General features: G+C 76.2%; 15 protein-coding genes. 5 read left to right on the top strand and 10 right to left on the bottom strand.

The annotated features are described in order from the left end of the window. Positions 1-51 precede the first annotated feature (51 nt). From IG74_RS0118610 to rpmG, 5 genes are all read right to left on the bottom strand, one after another. Positions 52-387: an ArsR/SmtB family transcription factor gene (locus tag IG74_RS0118610; RefSeq protein ID WP_051855004.1), complete on the bottom strand. Its 336-nt coding sequence runs from the start codon at positions 385-387 to the stop codon at positions 52-54. Positions 388-639: 252 nt separating this feature from the next. Then, a complete protein-coding gene (gene rpsR, locus IG74_RS0118605) occupies positions 640-876 on the bottom strand; it encodes a 30S ribosomal protein S18 (RefSeq protein WP_030677980.1) in 237 nt (78 codons plus the stop codon). Positions 877-880: 4 nt separating this feature from the next. Then, on the bottom strand, positions 881-2,023 hold the full coding sequence (locus tag IG74_RS0118600) for a CobW family GTP-binding protein (RefSeq protein ID WP_030677978.1): 1,143 nt from the start codon (positions 2,021-2,023) through the stop codon (positions 881-883). After that, positions 2,023-2,304, bottom strand: coding sequence for a type B 50S ribosomal protein L31 (locus tag IG74_RS0118595; protein ID WP_051855003.1), 282 nt, complete (start codon positions 2,302-2,304; stop codon positions 2,023-2,025). The genes IG74_RS0118600 and IG74_RS0118595 overlap by 1 nt, the downstream gene beginning before the upstream one ends. A 5-nt stretch (positions 2,305-2,309) precedes the next feature. Further along, positions 2,310-2,474: a 50S ribosomal protein L33 gene (rpmG, locus tag IG74_RS0118590; protein WP_030361075.1), complete on the bottom strand. Its 165-nt coding sequence runs from the start codon at positions 2,472-2,474 to the stop codon at positions 2,310-2,312. A 72-nt stretch (positions 2,475-2,546) separates the two neighbouring features. On the opposite strand from rpmG, the gene rpmB reads away from it, so the two are divergent. The 3 genes from rpmB (at position 2,547) to IG74_RS0118575 (ending at position 3,661) form a co-directional block, all read left to right on the top strand. Further along, entirely contained in the window at positions 2,547-2,783 is a 237-nt protein-coding gene (gene rpmB / locus IG74_RS0118585; RefSeq protein WP_030677974.1) for a 50S ribosomal protein L28, read from the top strand. Next, complete coding sequence (gene rpsN / locus IG74_RS0118580) at positions 2,783-3,088, top strand: 30S ribosomal protein S14 (protein WP_030677972.1); 306 nt, start codon at positions 2,783-2,785, stop codon at positions 3,086-3,088. The genes rpmB and rpsN overlap by 1 nt, the downstream gene beginning before the upstream one ends. 69 nt (positions 3,089-3,157) lie before the next feature. Continuing rightward, the gene (locus IG74_RS0118575; protein WP_030677970.1) at positions 3,158-3,661 is read left to right on the top strand and encodes a hypothetical protein; all 504 of its coding nucleotides are present in this window, start codon (positions 3,158-3,160) and stop codon (positions 3,659-3,661) included. Between the two features lie 26 nt (positions 3,662-3,687). On the opposite strand, the gene IG74_RS0118570 is transcribed toward IG74_RS0118575, so the two are convergent. From IG74_RS0118570 to IG74_RS0118560, 3 genes are all read right to left on the bottom strand, one after another. Then, positions 3,688-6,066 (bottom strand): FUSC family protein, encoded by a 2,379-nt coding sequence (locus IG74_RS0118570; RefSeq protein WP_078868866.1) that lies wholly within the window; start codon positions 6,064-6,066, stop codon positions 3,688-3,690. A 248-nt stretch (positions 6,067-6,314) separates the two neighbouring features. Next, on the bottom strand, positions 6,315-6,692 hold the full coding sequence (locus tag IG74_RS0118565; protein WP_030677964.1) for a MerR family transcriptional regulator: 378 nt from the start codon (positions 6,690-6,692) through the stop codon (positions 6,315-6,317). Between the two features lies 1 nt (position 6,693). Continuing rightward, a complete protein-coding gene (locus IG74_RS0118560) occupies positions 6,694-7,977 on the bottom strand; it encodes a DUF2786 domain-containing protein (RefSeq protein WP_078868865.1) in 1,284 nt (427 codons plus the stop codon). An 84-nt stretch (positions 7,978-8,061) separates the two neighbouring features. Here IG74_RS0118560 and IG74_RS0118555 point away from each other — a divergent pair, with 84 nt between their 5' ends. Next, positions 8,062-10,254, top strand: a complete 2,193-nt coding sequence (locus tag IG74_RS0118555) for an FtsX-like permease family protein (protein ID WP_030677957.1) — start codon at positions 8,062-8,064, stop codon at positions 10,252-10,254. Between the two features lie 34 nt (positions 10,255-10,288). On the opposite strand, the gene IG74_RS0118550 is transcribed toward IG74_RS0118555, so the two are convergent. Continuing rightward, on the bottom strand, positions 10,289-11,128 hold the full coding sequence (locus IG74_RS0118550) for a nitrilase-related carbon-nitrogen hydrolase (protein ID WP_030677955.1): 840 nt from the start codon (positions 11,126-11,128) through the stop codon (positions 10,289-10,291). A gap of 119 nt (positions 11,129-11,247) precedes the next feature. Here IG74_RS0118550 and IG74_RS0118545 point away from each other — a divergent pair, with 119 nt between their 5' ends. After that, positions 11,248-12,951 carry a bifunctional 3'-5' exonuclease/DNA polymerase gene (locus IG74_RS0118545; RefSeq protein ID WP_030677952.1) on the top strand — a complete coding sequence of 568 codons (1,704 nt, stop codon included), beginning with the start codon at positions 11,248-11,250 and terminating at the stop codon, positions 12,949-12,951. A gap of 50 nt (positions 12,952-13,001) precedes the next feature. Here the strand turns inward: IG74_RS0118545 and IG74_RS0118540 are convergent, their stop codons facing one another. Then, complete coding sequence (locus tag IG74_RS0118540; protein ID WP_030677949.1) at positions 13,002-16,001, bottom strand: AfsR/SARP family transcriptional regulator; 3,000 nt, start codon at positions 15,999-16,001, stop codon at positions 13,002-13,004. Positions 16,002-16,122: the final 121 nt, after the last annotated feature.

Below are 16,122 nucleotides of genomic sequence, written 5' to 3'. Positions count from 1 at the left end.
GGCGGGGTCCAGGGGGGGGCGGCCCGGGGGACGGTCCGGGGGCGGTGCGGGTTACTCCGGACCCTCGCTCGTGCGCTCGCACGTGCGTCGACACGTGCGTTCGGGCCAGAGCCGCTCGTACGGGCCGAGCCAGTCCCGCACCTCGGCGAGCCGAAACGCTTCGAGCCGGTAGATGCGCTGGCGGCCCGCCCGCTCCCCGGAGACGAGACCGGCCTCCCGCAGCACCCTCAGGTGCTCCGAGAGGCTGGGCCTGCGCATGTCGAAGTGCACGGCGAGCGCCTGTACGGGCTGCGGTCCGCCCTCGCGCAGCAGGCGCAGGACCTCGCGGCGCGTGCCGTTGGCCAGCGCGGCGAACAGCCGGTCCTCGTGTTCGCCGGTGCTGACCATGGTGGGCGCCGCCTCTCCTTGGCTTCGGGGCCCGCGGGTCCTGCCCGGTGGCAGGAAGGGCCGTCCGGGGGGACGAGCATGATCCGCCGGGGGGTTCCCCGCGGGGCCGTGGCCCTGGCCGGACCGAAGCGTGTGGGCTGCACGTGCGCCCCCTCGTGACCGCCGGGGCGCCCTCGCGACCACGGGCGCCCCGGCGGCCCGGTAGCTCGACGGCCCGGCGGCCCGGTGGCCCCGGGCGGAGACGGAGGGCCGCTAGCGCGACGCGTACGGGAGCAGTGCCATTTCCCGGGCGTTCTTGATGGCCCGGGACAGTTGGCGCTGCTGCTGGGACGTGACGCGGGTGATGCGGCGGGAGCGGATCTTGCCGCGGTCGGAGAGGAACCTCCGCAGGAGTTCGGTGTCCTTGTAGTCGATGTACGTGATGCCCTCCCGGTCCAGCGGGTTGGGGCGGGGCTTCGTAGGGATGCGGTCGGGGCGGCGGGGGGACACGGGGTCAGACCTCCAGGAGGGTGTCGAAGGCGGGCGGCAGGTCCTTCCAGGCGGTGCGCCCGGCGGCGTACTCGTCGTCCGTGAGCAGGCAGGACTCCAGGACCTGGGCGAGCGCGTCGCGGTCGAGGCCCGGCGAGGTGAACACGAGGTGCTGGCAGCAGTCGCCGTGCTCCGGGTGCCAGTCGAGCGCGGCGGCCGCGCGGCGCACCGGCGGGACCAGCTCCCAGGCGGCGTCCGGCAGGGACGCCAGCCACGGCCCCGCGTTCTCGACGCACAGCGCGCCGCCCGCCGCGTCCCAGGCGAGCAGCGTGTCCGGCCGGTCCGCGAGCCAGAACCGACCCCGGCTGCGGGCGGCGGCGCAGGTGAGGTCCTCCAGGGCCGCGTACAGGCGCTCGGGGTGGAAGGGCCGGTCGCGGTGCCACACGAACGTGGTGACGCCGCTGTCGTCGGCCTCGGCGGGCAGCAGCGCGCACGCCGGGTGCTGTGCGGCGGCCGCGGCCTCCACGTCGAAGCCCGCGAGCGCGGCGCCCGCCAGGTCGCCGTGGCCGATCGGGACCTGGCGGGCCGTCGGGTGGAGCTGGGCGAGGAGCGCGCGGTCCTCGGCGTCGGCGGCCGCGGTGTCCAGGACGGCGAGCACCGGCGGGTACTCCAGCTGGCGCGCCCAGGTGTCGGCGACCGTGCGCTGGTCGCCGGGGGCCGCGGCGAGCCCCGCTTCGACGAGGTCGTCGCCGTTGGCGAGGCAGGGCAGGAGCAGGCCCGGGTCGACGGCCGTCATGACGCCGCTCAGGCGCAGCGCCCGCGAGCCGTACCCGGCGATGACCTCGGCCATCGCCTTCGGCTCCACGGAGTCCCACAGTTCGACGACCGCGAGCCGGGTCAGGCCGCCCGCGGCGAGGCGCTCCAGCTCCGGCACGAGGTCCTCGCGGAGGGCGCAGCAGGCGCAGTCGTTGACGAGGGGGGCCTCGCCGGTGGAGAGGAGGCCGGTGGCGTCGCGCACGGTCCGTACGACCCGGCCGGTCGTGGCGGTGGAGAGGTCGTGGTGCAGGGCGACGCTGTCGGGGACGGTGGCCAGGAGCCGCGCCACGGCCGCGGCCCGGGCCTCCGAGTGCAGCCCGGCCACGACGGCCACCGCCATGGGGCCGCCCATCAGCGGGCCTTGCCTTCGGCGGGGCGGGGCGGCCGGGTCGCGTCCCCGTAGCGCCGCTCGAAGCGTTCCACTCGGCCCGCCGTGTCGAGGACGCGTTGCTGGCCCGTGTAGAAGGGGTGGCTCGCGGAGGAGATCTCGACGTCGATGACGGGGTACGTGTGGCCGTCCTCCCAGGTGACCGTCTTGTCGCTGGTCGCCGTCGAGCGGGTGAGGAAGGCGAAGCCCGCGGCCTTGTCGCGGAAGACGACGGGGCCGTACGGCGGGTGGATGTCGGGACGCACGGGGATCAGCGCTCCTCTCGGAAGTCGACGTGGCGGCCTGCCACCGGGTCGTACTTGCGCAGGGTCAGGCGGTCGGGGTCGTTACGGCGGTTCTTGCGGGTCACGTAGGTGTAGCCAGTGCCGGCGGTGGACCGGAGCTTGATGACCGGGCGGAGTTCGTTGCGAGCCATGACGGCTAGTATATGAAAATGAATCCCGTTTCCAAATGGACGGGAGCGAGACCGACCGAGAGGTGCGTCACCTTGTCCGCCCACTGCCAGCTGACCGGCGCGAAGCCCGGCTTCGGCAAGAACGTCTCCCACTCCCACCGGCGCACGTCGCGCCGCTTCGACCCGAACGTCCAGAGCAAGCGCTACTGGCTTCAGAGCGAGCGCCGGTACGTGCGCCTGCGGCTGAGCGCCAGGGGCATCAAGACCGTCGACGTGATCGGCGTCGAGGCCGCCGTCGCCAGGATCCGTGCGCGCGGGGTGAAGGTCTGATGGCCAAGAAGAGCAAGGTCGCGAGGAACGAGAAGCGGCGCGAGGTCGTCGCCCGGTACGCCGAGCGGCGGGCCGAGCTGAAGGAGATCATCCGCCGCCCGTCCACGCCGGACGCCGAACGGCTCGCGGCCCGGCGGGAATTGGCGCGCCAGCCGCGCGACGCCAGCGCCACGCGCGTGCGCAACCGCGACAGCGTGGACGGGCGCCCCCGCGGATACCTGCGGACGTTCGGGCTCTCCCGGGTGCGGCTGCGGGAGCAGGCGCACGCCGGATTCCTGCCCGGCGTGCGCAAGTCCTCCTGGTAGCTTGGCGCGCGCTTCCCGGCCGACCGGCAGGGAACAGGGCTCGATCCGTATCTGACTTGGGGGACTTCGGTGCGTAGGCGCGTCCGCGGAGCGGCGGTCGGTGCGACGGTGGCGGGGCTCGCCGCCGCGCTCGTCCTGACGGGGTGCAGCAGCGACAGCGACGACGGCGGCGGCAAGGGCCGCAAGGACAAGGGGGCCGCTTCCGGCGGCTCGTCCGGAGCGGCCGACTCCGGCGGAACCGGGGACTCCGGCACCAAGGGCGGCAGCCTGGAGGGCAGTTGGGTCTCCCAGTCCGGTGGCAAGCCGGTCGGGCTCGTCATCAGCGGCGGCCGGGCCTCACTGATCGGCACCGGGCAGGTGTGCGACGGCACCGCGGGGAACGAGCGGGGCCAGCGGACGATCAAGCTGAAGTGCAGCGACGGCGGTACGGAACGCTCCGAGGGCCGTGTCGAGTCCGTGAGCAGTACGACCCTGAAGGTCCTCTGGGAGGGCCACGGCAAGGACGAGTTCGTGAAGGCCGAGGGCGGGAAGCTGCCCGAAGGGCTGCCGACGGCCGGTCTTCCGCAGGGCTGACGCGAGCGGGGTGAGCGGGTGAACGGCTAGCGGCTGCTGCCGTCTTTGCCGTTTTCAGCGCCTTTGGCGTCTTTGGTGTCTTTGGTGTCTTCGGCGTTTTCGGGTCGTGGGGCTTTCGGGTCCTGCGGCCCGTTCGGCTTTCCGGGTTCTCCGGGCTCTCCGGGCTCTCCGGGTTCGACGGGCTCCCGCTGGGTCGTGCGTACGCCGCTGTCGGTGCCGTCCACCAGCATCGGCGGGGGCGTGGTGGCCAGGGCGTCGGAGAGTTCGTCGAGGGCCTGGAGCAACAGCTTCGTGCCCCGGCGGACGACGCGGTCGGGGACGCCCTCGCCGTCCCAGGCGGCCAGGGCCTCGCGCACCGGGTCCCAGGCGGGTACGCGGCGTTCGCGCACGGCCTTCGCGCCCTGCGCCGTCGCGGTGCGCAGGGCCTGGGCGAAGCGGGCCGCGGCCGGGACCGGGGGCGCGCCGCGCTCCGGGAGGTGCGCCTCCATCAGCATGGCGACGCGGCCGATCTGCACCAGGGCGTGCTCGGCGTCCTGCGCGGCGGCGCGGGACAGGCCTCGGTGGCGCACGGGTTCCCGCTGGGCGCGCTCGGCCGCCTCCTGCCAGGCGACGCGGGCGTCGCGGGCGGCGAGCAGCGCCTCGCGGACGTCCGGGCAGGACTTGCCCGCCGGTTCGGCGTAGTGGCCGACGACGGCGGCGGCGTACCGGCCGTCCGCCGCCAGCCAGTCCGCGAGGCGGGTGCGAAGCCGCGGGGTCTCCCAGGCCGGGTAGAAGGCGTACGCGAGCATCGCGAGGGCGCCGCCGAGCAGCGTCAGGAAGACGCGCTCCGGGACCGTCTGCGTCCACTCCTCGCCGCCCATGCCGAGCAGGAACACGACGTACGCGGCGACGCAGGCCTGGGCGGCGAACTGGCCCGTGCGCATCAGCAGGTACATGAATCCGGCCGACGCGACGGCGAGGGCCGCGGAGAGGCAGGTGCCGGGGTGGGTGAGCTGGACCAGGCCCGTGGCCAGGGCCACGCCCACGAGGGTGCCCGCGAAGCGGGCGACCGCGCGGGAGTACGTCTGGGAGAAGTCCGGGCGCATCACCATGACCGAGGCCATGGGGGCCCAGTAGGCGTGACCGAGGGGGAGGTAGGTGCCCAGGGCGTAGCTCGCGGTGGTGACCGTGGTGACGCGGAGGGCGTGGCGGGTGACGGGGGAGTCGCGCTTGTGGAGCTCTGTGCGCATGGCCTTGGCGGCGGCGGGGACGAGGGCTGCCAGGCCGGGGCGGAGGAGGTTCTTGTCCGGTGCCTTGGTGGCACGGTTGCTCGGCACCTCGGGCTGTGCCCGCCCTTCCCCAAGCTCTCGGCTTCGCTCGAGCAGGGGATGCCCCACTCGCCCTGCGGGACGATTGCCCACAGCGGAAACGGAAGCTGCCGCGCGGCCGCCCGCTACTTCCACCACGTCCTTCAGCAGGGCTCCCAGGCGGGTCGCCGCTCTGTGGGGCGGGCCCTGGAGGATGGCGCCGGTGTCGGGGGTCTGGAAGGCGGCCACGGCCGGGGGCGGGAGGTGGACGGGGGTGCCGTGGCGGATGGCCCGGGCCGCGGCGTCGAGGATGTCGGCCGCCGCGGCGAGGAGTTCACGGGCGCGGGCGCGTTCGGGGCCCTCTTCGGGGACGCCCATCGCCGGGTCGGCAAGCGATGCGAGCACCGGGCGGATGCGTTCGGCGAGGCCGCGGGCGCCGTGGAGTTCGGCGGGCCGGGTGCGGGCCTGGCGCGGGGTGATCGTCGCCGCGTCGCGGGCCGCCATCAGCGGGACCGGGTCGAAGGGCGCCACCGGGTCGTGGCGCAGGCGCCGCGCGTAGTCGGCCTCGGCGGCCAGCGCGTCGGCGAGGGCGTCGCGGTGCGCGCCCCAGCGGCGCACCGGGAAGAGGACCACCAGGGCCGCCTGGACCAGGCCGCCCGCCACCATCATCGCCGCGTGGCCCGCGGCCGCCTCGATCGAGGTGGGGAGGGTGATCGTCACCAGCATGATCGCGACGTTGGACGTGGCGATGAGGCCGATCGTGGGGCCCGCCGCCCAGCTCAGGCCCGCGAGGCAGGTCCACAGGGCGAGCAGGGCCAGGAACAGGGGCTGGTGGGAGGCCGTCGCGTAGCCGAGGAAGGTGGAGACGGCGAGGCTCGTGCCGGAGGCGATGGCCAGTTCGGGGCGCGGGCGCCAGCTGCGCTGGAACGTGGCGATGGCCGCCTGGTACGCGCCGAACGCGGAGCTGGCCGCCACGGCGGGGCCGAACAGGGCGAGGCTCGCGCCGATGACGATGGCCAGGCCGGTGGCTCCGCGGAGGGCCACGAGGGGTTCCAGGCGGCGGCGCTCCACGGACAGGCCTGTGTGGGCCGTTTGTCTCAGGGCTCGCCACCAGGTCACTCCGTGATGGTACGCAGGGGTTTGGGGGTTTCTGTGCTGTGGCTCGGTGCGCGGCCGCTGTGGTGCGGGTCAAAGCGGATGAGGGTTGCGGCAGCGCTCCGCCCCTGTGCCCGCCCCTCCCCAAGCTCTCGGCTTCGCTCGAGCAGGGGATGCCCCACTCGCCCCCTGGGCGGACCAGCCGCCCACAGGGAGGGGGCGGGGCGGGCGCAGGGAGGGGGCGGGGCGGGCGCCCACAGGGAGGGGGGTCGTCAGGCGGGTTGTTCTGCTCGGGTTTCTCTTACTGCTGCCAAGTAGTCCGCGATTGCGTCTCGGTTGCGGGTCAGGCATTCGACGCGTTCCGTCATGCGGTCGCGTTCGTGCTCCAGGGTGGCGAGCATCTCCGGGGTCGCGTCCGGGAAGTGGATGGTCCGGGGCTTGTTCAGGCAGGGCAGGATCTGCTTGATGATGCGGGTGGGCAGCCCGGCCTCCAGGAGGCCGCGGATCTGCAGGACGCGGTCTACGTAGAACGGGTCGTAGTCGCGGTAGCCGTTGGGGGTCCGATCGGCGACGATCAGGCCCTGTTCCTCGTAGTAGCGCAGCAGTCTGCGGGACGTGCCGGTGCGTTCCGACAGTTCTCCGATGCGCATGTCAGTCCCTCTTGTTCGGAAGCCTCACACGTGCGTGAAGGTTAGCGGTCGACGCCGCGGCGGCGCCCTCGGCCCAGCCCGCGCCGTCGTGCACGCCCCGTACGCGGGTCGTGGTGGTCTCCGGGAACATCCGCTCCGTGCGGTCGGTGACGGAGACGTCCCGCGCCACGAGCACCGGGAGCAGCGCGCCGTCCCCGCCCTCGTGTGTGACGGGCGCGGCCGCGGCCTCAAGGCGGGCGCCGACGCGCTGGGCGTACGCCATCCAGAAGGCCTGGCGGAAGGTCTTGGTGCGGTTGCGGCCGCCCGCGCGCTGGTCGGCCTCCGCCCTGGTCATGGCCGCCGTGCCCTGGACCAGGAGGGAGGCGTACAGCAACTCGACGACGTCCAGGTCGGGTTCGAAGCCGACGACGGTGGTGAAGGCGAAGGCCTCGTTCCACACGGCGCGGCAGCGGTTCGCGGTGGCGACGGAGTCGAGGAGGATCGCCTTCGCGGTCTCGTACGGGGCGTCGACGCCGACGCGGCAGGCGGCGGGCGTGCCGGCGGCATGCGTGCGCGCGGCGAGCAGCGCCTCGTCGACGCTGTACCGGGCCATCAGCTCCTGCGCCTTCGCCGTCAGGGCCTCCGCCTCCTCGGGGTATCCGGTCGCCTCGGCCTTGGCGAGCAGGGCGCGGATCCGGGTGAGGGCGCGCGGCTCGTCGTGCGCGGGCGGGGTGTCCAGCGGGGTGCGGGCGCCCGGGGGCGGGCCGACCGGCTCGACGGGCGGCAGGCGGAGCAGGAGGCGGTAGAGCGTGAGGAGGGCGGTGGCGCGCGTGAAGCGGTCGGGGGCGCGCCACGGGGCGAGCGCGTCGAGTTCGGCGAGCTGCGCGGGCCAGCGGGCGGGCAGCTGGCCCGGAGCGTAGCGGCGGGTCTCGGCGCGGATCAGCTCGGCGGCGAGGCGTACGTGGTCCTCGTCGAGGTCGCGGCGCACGAGCCGGACCACGTCGGCGGGCTGCCAGCCGCGCTCCCAGGCGCGGCGCACGAACTCCTCGCCGCGGCGCGCCACTTCGGCGTCGGCCGATGGGGCGGCGGCGAGGAGGGAAGCGGCGGTGTCGAGGGCGTCGTCGACGAGGGCCTCGCGGGCGGGGCCGCGGCCGTCCCGGGCGGACGCGCGGCCGCGGCGCCTGCGGCCGTCCCGGCGCTTCGCTCCCCCGGCCTGCTGGTCGCCGTCGCCGGTTCCGGAGGTCCCGGAGGCCGCCGCGCCCGCGTACAGTGCTGCCGCGAACGCCTTGTCGATCACCGAGTCCATACCCCTAAGGGTAGGTCTGGCCCTACCTCCGATCCGCCCGCCAGGGGGCGTGAGGCGGCGGCCCCGGGACGGTTCGCTTGAGGCATGATCTTTGCTTCGCTCCGTTCTCGCTGGGCCGGGTTCCTCGGCGCCTTCGTCGCCCTCGCCCTGGGCGTCGCGCTGACCGCCGCGACGGGGGTGGGCCTCGCGGCGAGCACGGGCGGCGCGGAGCGGGAGCCTCGGCGGTTCGCCGGGTCGCCCGTCGTCGTGGCCGGGCAGGACACGCTGAGCGTGCCGGTGCGCCGGGGGCCCGGGACCGAGCGCGTCAGCAAGCGGCTCGCTCATCCACACCCTGTGGACAAGGATCTGCTCGCGACCCTGCGGCGGCTCGGCCCGGTGCGGGTCACCGGGGGGCCGGACGCCGTCGGCGTGACCGCGCCCGTCGGCGAGGTGCGGGCCGCCGTCGCCGCGTCGCGCACCGGGGCCCGCGTCCTGACCGGCGCCGACCGCGCCCGCGTCGACCCCGGCGCCGAGCGGGACGGGCGGGCGCTCGTGGCCGTGAACGCGTTCCTCGGCACGGCGGGCGGCGTCGCCGTGTTCGTGTCGGCGTTCGTGACCGCGTCCACGTTCGCGTTCGTGGTGGCGCTGCGCCGCCGGGAGCTGGGGCTGCTGCGGGCGGCGGGGGCGAGCCGCGGGCAGGTGCGGCGGTGGCTGCTCGGCGAGGCCCTGGTGGTCGGGGCCGCGGCGGCCGCCGCCGGTTGCGGACTCGGGGCCTGGGGCGCGCCGCACCTGGCACGGGCGCTGGTGGACGCGGAGGTCGCGCCGCCGTGGTTCACGGTGGCCAAGGGCCTGCGCTGGACCTGGTGGCCGTATCAACTCGCCTTCTGGACCGGGCTCCTGGTCGCCGTCGCCGGGGCCTGGAGCGCGGCGCGCCGCGCCGCCCGGGTCAGCCCCGTGGAGGCGCTGCGCGAGGCGTCGCTCGACACCGGCGTCATGCCGCGCGGCCGCCGCGTGATGGGCGCCGCGCTGCTCGCGGGGGCGCTCGGGCTGCTCGGCTGGACGCTCTGGTCGGAGCCTTCGGAGCTGCTCAAGCGCAAGACGTACACCACCCAGCCGATGATCCTGGCGACGGCGGTCGCCGCGCTCGCGCCGCTCCTCGTGCGGCACGTCGTGGCCCTCTTCCGCTGGCCCGTGCCCGCGCGGCCCGGCCGGGCCCGCCGCGCGGCCGCCCTCGCCCGGGTCGTCCGCGCCAACAGCGGCGCCGGGGTGCGCAGGACCGCCGCCGTCGCCGCGCCCGTCCTCGTCACCGTCGCGCTCGCGGGCTGTCTGTTCGGCTCGGCCGCGACGGTCGGCGCGGCGAAGGCGGCGGAGGCCCGGCAGCGCACCGCCGCCGACCTGGTCGTCACGGGCGCGGGCACCGGCTCGGGGCTGCGGCCCGTGGGCCCGGTGCCGGGCGCCACCGTCGCCGCGTCCGCGACCACCGCCGTGTTCGTACGCGAGGACGACGGATCGGCGGTCGTACGGTCCGAGGCGCGGGCGGTGGCCGACCCCGCGGCGTTCGCGGCGGTGACCCGGCTGCCGGTCGTGGCGGGCGACGTGCGCGACCTCGACGACCGGTCGATCGTCGTCGACGAGGAGTGGCAGCGGCACCGCGTCGGCGACCGGGTGGCCGTGTGGCTCGGCGACGGGCGGCGGGCCCGGCTGCGGATCGTGGCCGTCCTCGCGCGCGGCACCGGCGACAACGGCGCGTACGTGACCGCCCGGAACGCGCCGGCCGCGCCCGTGGACCGCCTCGACGTGCGGCTCCGCGCCGGGGCCGACCGCGCCGCCGTGGCGCGGGCGCTGCGCGCGAGCGGCGGCGAGGTGCGGCCGGTCGACGACTGGCTCGCCGCCGCCTACCCGGGCATGCGGCAGCAGACCCGGCTCGGGCTGCTGATGCTGCTCGCGCTCTGCCTCGCGTACGCGGCGATCTCGCTGGCCGGCACCCTGCTGATGACCGCGCCCGTCCGCGCGCCCGAGCTGCGGTCCCTGCGGCTCGTGGGCGCCACCCCCGGTCAGCTGCGGCTCGTCGCGGCCGGGGAGGCGGCGCTCGCGGTGGCGGTGGGGGCGGTGCTCGGGCTCGCGGTGACGGCGGTCGGGCTCGGCGGGCTCGCGCTGGCCCTTGCGCGGCTTTCGGTGCCGGGGCACGTGGTGGTTCCTTGGGCGGTGATGGGCCTGTGCGCGGGGGTGTGCGGGGTGGTGGCCGTCGTGGCGGGGGCGTGGCGGGTGCCGCGGGCCCATCGGGCCTCGGACGGCTGAGGCCCTGCGGGACGATGGCCCGCGGCGAACGGACTCAAGAGTCGCCGCCCTCGTCGATCAGGCGGCGGACCTCTCGGTCGACGAGGCCCAGGCGGGCCTCCGCCACCAGCGGGACCGCGCGGCGCTGGCGTCGGGCCTCGTGCAGGTCGATGTCGACCGTGACCAGGCCCGGCTCCCACTTGGGGGCCTGCGCGACCACCGTGCCGCGCGGGTCGACGACCCGCGAACCGCCCCAGAACGTGGCCCCGTTCTCGTTCCCGACGCGGTTCACGAACACCACCCAGCACTGGAGCATGCGGGCCGTGTACGACAGCAGGGTGTCCCAGTACAGGCCCGTGTCCATCGCCTCCGGGTCGAGGCTCGCCGCGCTGTTGGTGGGGATGACGATGACCTCGGCGCCGTCCTGCACCGCGAGCCAAGGAAGCACCGGCTGCCAGGCGTCGTTGCAGATCAGGGTGGCCGCGCGGCCGTGCCCGCCGGGCAGGTCGTAGGCGCGCAGGTGCTGGCCGGGGCTGACGTGCTTGCGCTCCTCCCAGGCCAGGTAGTTCGGCAGGTACAGCTTGCGGTGCGCGTGCCGCAGGGCGCCCGCCGCGTAGTAGCCCGACGTGTTGTACGCGCGCAGGCTGGTGTGCTCGTGCAGGCCGACCAGGACGTCGGGGCCGAGCAGGGACAGGCCGAGCAGGCGCGGGTCGTCGGCGGGCAGCGAGGTGTCCCGCTTCAGGGCGCCCAGGTGGTAGCCGTGCAGGCTCAGCTCGGGGAACACCACGAGGTCGGCGGACTGGGCCCGCGCCTGGGCCACGCACTCGCGGGCGACCTCCAGGTTCTCGTCCACCGCGCCGAGCACGCAGTCGGTCTGGGCCAGGGCGACGCGCATGGCACCGAGCGTGGCAGGGGTGCGCGGGGGCGGCATGCGGGGTGGGCCATGCGAGGTCCTGCCGGACGGCGCCCCAGGTCCGGGGCCCGATTGTCAGTGGCGGGTGCGATCGTCGAGTCGTGGAAGCTGAACGGTGGGCCATCGCGGAGGACGGGCCGGGGGTGCTCGTGGCACCGCTGGGGGACGACGGGCTGCCCGTCGGGCCCGTCGTGCGCGAGGGCGATCTCGTCGACGCGGTGCGGCGGCGGGCCGGGGTGGGCCGGTGGGTGTGGCGCTCCACCGCGGGCGTCTATCCCCGGCTGCTCGCGGCGGGCGTCCGCGTCGAGCGGTGCTACGACGTGGAGATCGCCGAGGCCCTGCTGCTCGCGCACGAGGGGCGGCTCGGCGAGCCCCGTTCGGCGGCGGCCGCCTGGGCGCGCATGGAGCGAAGACCCGTGCCCCCGGACCCGCCGCCCCGCGCCGCGGTGCCCGGCGCGCAGGACTCGCTGTTCGAGCCGTCGGCGGCGGCCCCGCTGCCCTTCGACGCCCTCCTGGAGGTGTACGCGGAGCAGCTGAGGCGGCATGGGGCGACCGCGCACCCGGGGCGGATGCGGCTGCTCACCGCCGCCGAGTCGGCGGGCATGCTCGTGGCCGCCGAGATGAACGGGGCGGGGCTGCCGTGGCGCGCGGACGTCCACCGCGACGTCCTCACCGAGCTGCTCGGCGAGCGGTACGGCGGCGGTGGCGAGCCCCGGCGCCTGGCCGAGCTGGCCGACGAGGTGTCGGCGGCGTTCGGGCACCGGGTGCGCCCCGACCTGCCCGCCGACGTGATCAAGGCGTTCGCGCGGGCGGGCGTCAAGGTCCGCTCGACCCGGCGCTGGGAGCTGGAGGAGCTCGACCACCCCGCCGTGCGCCCGCTCCTGGAGTACAAGTCGCTGTACCGCGTGTGGACCGCGCACGGCTGGTCCTGGCTCCAGGACTGGGTGCGCGACGGCCGCTTCCGGCCGGAGTACACCCCGGGCGGCACCGTCACCGGCCGCTGGACCACGAACGGCGGCGGCGCCCTGCAGATCCCCAAGGTCATCCGCCGCGCGGTGGTCGCGGACCCGGGCTGGCGGCTCGTCGTCGCCGACGCGGACCAGCTGGAGCCGCGCGTCCTGGCCGCCATCTCGCGCGACCGGGGCCTGATGGACGTCGCGGGCAGCCCCGACGACCTGTACACGCGCCTGTCGGACCGCGCGTTCTCCGGCGACCGCGAGCACGCCAAACTGGCGCTGCTCGGCGCGGTCTACGGCCAGACGTCGGGCGACGGCCTGAAGAACCTGGCGGCGCTGCGCCGCCGCTTCCCGCAGGCCGTCGCGTACGTCGACGACGCGGCGCGCGCGGGCGAGGAGGGCCGGCTCGTCCGGACCTGGCTCGGCCGGACCAGCCCGCCCGCCGCGGGCTCCGGCGAGGACGCCCTCGGCGAAGCGGGCCTGCCGCAGGAGGACGCCGCCGAGCCCGACGACGCCCCGCGCGAGGACGCGTTCACCCCCGGGTACGCCTCGACCAACGCCCGCGCGCGCGGCCGCTTCACGCGGAACTTCGTGGTGCAGGGCAGCGCCGCCGAATGGGCCCTGCTCATGCTCGCCGCGCTGCGCCGGGCCACCGCCCACCTCCGCGCCGAGCTGGTCTTCTTCCAGCACGACGAGGTGATCGTGCACTGCCCGGCCGAGGAGGCGGAGGAGGTCGCGGCCGCGGTGCGCGAGGCCGGGGACCTGGCGGGCCGGATCGCGTTCGGCGAGACCCCGGTGCGGTTTCCGTTCACCACGGCGGTCGTACGGTGCTATGCCGATGCCAAGTGAGGGGTGCGGCGCGCCTCAGACCGGGCCTTCTTCGCGCTGCGCGCTCGTCCTCAAGCGCCGGACGGGCTTGCTGCCCCGCCCGTGAGCTCTCGCAGCTCCGCCACCACCTTCGGGCTCGCCCCGTCCAGGGACTCCAGGGCGGTGAGGGCCGACCGCCACTGCGCGTGGGCCTCCTGGGTTCGGCCCCGGGCGTGCAGGAGCAGGCCGTGCTGGTGGCGGGCCAGGCCCGTCATGTGGGTGTCGCCGCGGTGCGCGGCGCGCTCCAGGAGGAGGGCGCAGGCGCGGTCCGCGTCGGCGGTGCGGCCCAGGGCGCGCAGGGCGCGGACCAGGCCGAGGCGGGTGTGGGACTCGCCGTGCCAGTCCTCGTACTCGCCGTGGACGCGCAGGCTGACCTCGAAGTGGCCGAGGGCGGCGGCCGGTTCGCCGAGGGTGAGCCGGGCGTAGCCGATGTTGCAGTGCGCGGACTGGCGGACGACGGCGTGGCCGATGCGCTCGCCGATGGCGAGGCTGCGCTCGTGGTGGACGATGGCGAGACGGGCGTCGCTGTGCTCGTAGAGGTTGCCGAGGTGGCTGAACGTGATGGCCTCGCTGAGCGGGTCGTCCAGGGACCGGGCCAGATCCAGGGCCCGGGTCAGGGCGTCCACGGCCTCGGCGCGGCGGCCGAGGCCGTCGAGCAGCAGGCCCCGGTGGTTCAGGCCGCGGCGCACGCAGGACGCGCGGCCGATGGCGTGCCACAGGGCGAGCGCCTCGTCGTTCAGGGCCAGGGCCTCGCCCGCGCGGCCCGTCATGAAGCGGTGGCCCGCGAGGTCGGTGAGCGCCTGGGCCGTCACGGCCGGGTCGCCGTGCAGCCGCGCGGTGTCCACGGCGATCGCGGCGAGGGTGCCCAACTCGGTGAGGCGGCCGCGGCGTTGCAGATACGGGAAGAGGTGGCGCACCAGGGCGGGGACGAGCCCGGTGGTGTCGCCGGGGTGCCGTTCGGCCAGCGCGACGATGTTGTCCAGCTCCTCGTCGGCCCAGGCGAAGGCCGCGTCCAAGGAGCCGAAGCCGTCGCGGGAGGGGGCGTCGGGGGCGGGCGCGGGCACGGCGAGGCGGTCCTCGCGGTCCCGGCCGTCCGGAGCGATCGCGAGCAGCGCCGCGCGGGCGGTGTCGCCGTACCAGCGCAGGGCCGTCTCGCCGACGGTCCCGGCGTCCGCGCCGACGGCCTTCCGGTGGGCGCGGGCGAAGTCCCGTACGAGGTCGTGCGGGGCGTAGCGGCCGTACGCCGTCTCTTCGAGGAGGGCGACGTCGACGAGGCGGTCCAGGGCGGCCTGGGCGCGGCAGCGCGGCGCGGGCAGCAGCCGGGCCAGCAGCGGCCCGCCGTAGGCGGGCAGGTCGAGCGCGCCGATGACGCCGAGGGCGCGGGCGGCGTCCCGGTCGCTCTCGCGGTCGGAGGTGCGCAGCGCCTCCAGGGCGACGTCGAGGGAGCGCCGCACGCTCAAGTCGTCGTACTCCAGGTGCCGGAGGCGGCCCTCGCAGTCCGTCAGGAGGCCCGCGAGGGCGTCCGGGGTGAGGGCGCGGCGGGCGGCGAGCCGGGCCGCGACGATGCGCAGCGCGAGCGGGAGGCGGCCCGTGAGCCGCACCAGCGGGTGGCCCGCGCCGAGGTCGTCCCGGCCCGACGCGGCGCGCAGGAGCGCCGTGCTGGCGTCGGCGGACAGCGGCGGCAGCGGGAAGCGGGCGGCGCCGTCGAGGGCGGTGAGCGGGGAGCGGCTGGTCACGAGGGTGCCGCAGCCGGGCCCTCCGGGCAGCAGCGGCCGCACCTGCGCGGCGCTCGCGGCCCCGTCGAGGACGAGCAGCGTACGGGTGGGCGCGAGGAGCGAGCGCAGCAACGCGGCCGCCGCGTCCGGGTCTTCGGGCGCGTGCCGGGCCTCGGCGCCCAGGTCGCGCAGGAGTGCGGCGAGGGCCTGCCCCGGCGTGAGCGGGGCGACGCCCGGGGTGGCGCCGTGCAGGTTGACGTAGAGCTGGCCGTCGGGGAAGTGCTCCCGAAGGCCGTGCGCGACGTGCAGCGCGAGCGCGCTCTTGCCCACGCCCGCCATGCCCGAGACGACGACCACGGTCGGTCCGCCCTCGCCGCCGCCCGTGAGCCGTCCGCGCAGCTCACGGGCCGTGTCCTCGCGGCCGGTGAAGTGCGAGGGCGCGGGCGGGAGCTGGGCGGGCCGGGGCGCGCGGCCGGGCGGGGACGTGGTGGGGCGGCCGCCCGCGAGGACGGCACGGGTCGGCTGCGCGGCCGGGGGTGCGGCGGCGGCGTGGGGCTCGGGGCCGCTGAGGATCTCCCGGTGGGCCGCGCGCACGCCGTCGCCCGGCTCGACGCCCAGCTCCTCGACCAGCCTGCGGCGGAGCGCGCGGTGCACGGCCAGGGCCTCGGCCTGGCGGCCGGTGCGGTGCAGGAGGAGCATCAGCTGGCGGTGGAACGACTCGCGGAGCGGGTGCTCGGTGACGAGCGACGTCAACTCCGGTACGAGCGCCGCCAGTTCCGCCCCCTGTCCGGGGGCGCGCTCCAGGGCCGCGTCGTAGCGCCACTCCAGGAGGAGCAGGCGGGCCTCCTCCAGGCGCTGCACCAGGGCGTCACCCGCGGTGGTCGTGGCCAGGCCGGAGAGCGGGGCGCCGCGCCACAGGCGGAGGGCGGCGACGGCGGCGCGTTCGGCGGCGTCCCAGTCGCGGGCGGCGTGCGCGGCGCGGGCCCCGGCGGCGTGCCGTTCGAAGACGCGGACGTCGAGTTCGCCGTCGGCCACGCGCAGCCGGTAGCCCGGTGGTACGGCGTGCAGCCGGGCGGGGTCGTCGAGGAGGCGGCGCAGGCGGGTGACGTGGTTCTGGAGCGAGGCGTGGGCCGAGGCGGGCGGTTCCGCGCCCCACAGCGCCTCCTTGAGCGCGTCGGCGGAGACCACGCGGCCCGGTTCCAGGAGCAGGGCGGTCAGCAGGGCGCGGGCCTTGGGGCTGCGGAGCGGGTGGGGTTCGCCTTCGGCGTCGTACACGGCGGGCACGCCGAGGAGCCCGAACCGCAGTCCGCCTGCCATGCGTGCCCTACTCCCCCAGTGCCCGCAGCCCCCGTTGGCTGTCGCGGCCACGCCAAAACGGGGGCCGTTGGGCCCATGTTAGCCATCTGTTGGCGCGGCCTGATCTGATCCCTGCATCGGA

The organism is Streptomyces sp. NRRL B-1347, assembly GCF_000720325.1.
Taxonomy (GTDB): Bacteria; Actinomycetota; Actinomycetes; order Streptomycetales; family Streptomycetaceae; genus Streptomyces.
This window is presented reverse-complemented; position numbering and strand designations above follow the sequence as displayed.

Bases quoted from the DNA above. Each gene is read 5' to 3' on its own strand.
- IG74_RS0118550 (WP_030677955.1), bottom strand. From the start codon at position 11,128: ATGCGCGTCGCCCTGGCCCAGACCGACTGCGTGCTCGGCGCGGTGGAC.
- IG74_RS0118555 (WP_030677957.1), top strand. From the start codon at position 8,062: ATGATCTTTGCTTCGCTCCGTTCTCGCTGGGCCGGGTTCCTCGGCGCC.
- rpmG (WP_030361075.1), bottom strand. From the start codon at position 2,474: ATGGCTCGCAACGAACTCCGCCCGGTCATCAAGCTCCGGTCCACCGCC.
- IG74_RS0118560 (WP_078868865.1), bottom strand. From the start codon at position 7,977: ATGGACTCGGTGATCGACAAGGCGTTCGCGGCAGCACTGTACGCGGGC.
- IG74_RS0118610 (WP_051855004.1), bottom strand. From the start codon at position 387: ATGGTCAGCACCGGCGAACACGAGGACCGGCTGTTCGCCGCGCTGGCC.
- IG74_RS0118540 (WP_030677949.1), bottom strand. From the start codon at position 16,001: ATGGCAGGCGGACTGCGGTTCGGGCTCCTCGGCGTGCCCGCCGTGTAC.
- IG74_RS0118600 (WP_030677978.1), bottom strand. From the start codon at position 2,023: ATGGGCGGCCCCATGGCGGTGGCCGTCGTGGCCGGGCTGCACTCGGAG.
- IG74_RS0118565 (WP_030677964.1), bottom strand. From the start codon at position 6,692: ATGCGCATCGGAGAACTGTCGGAACGCACCGGCACGTCCCGCAGACTG.
- rpsN (WP_030677972.1), top strand. From the start codon at position 2,783: ATGGCCAAGAAGAGCAAGGTCGCGAGGAACGAGAAGCGGCGCGAGGTC.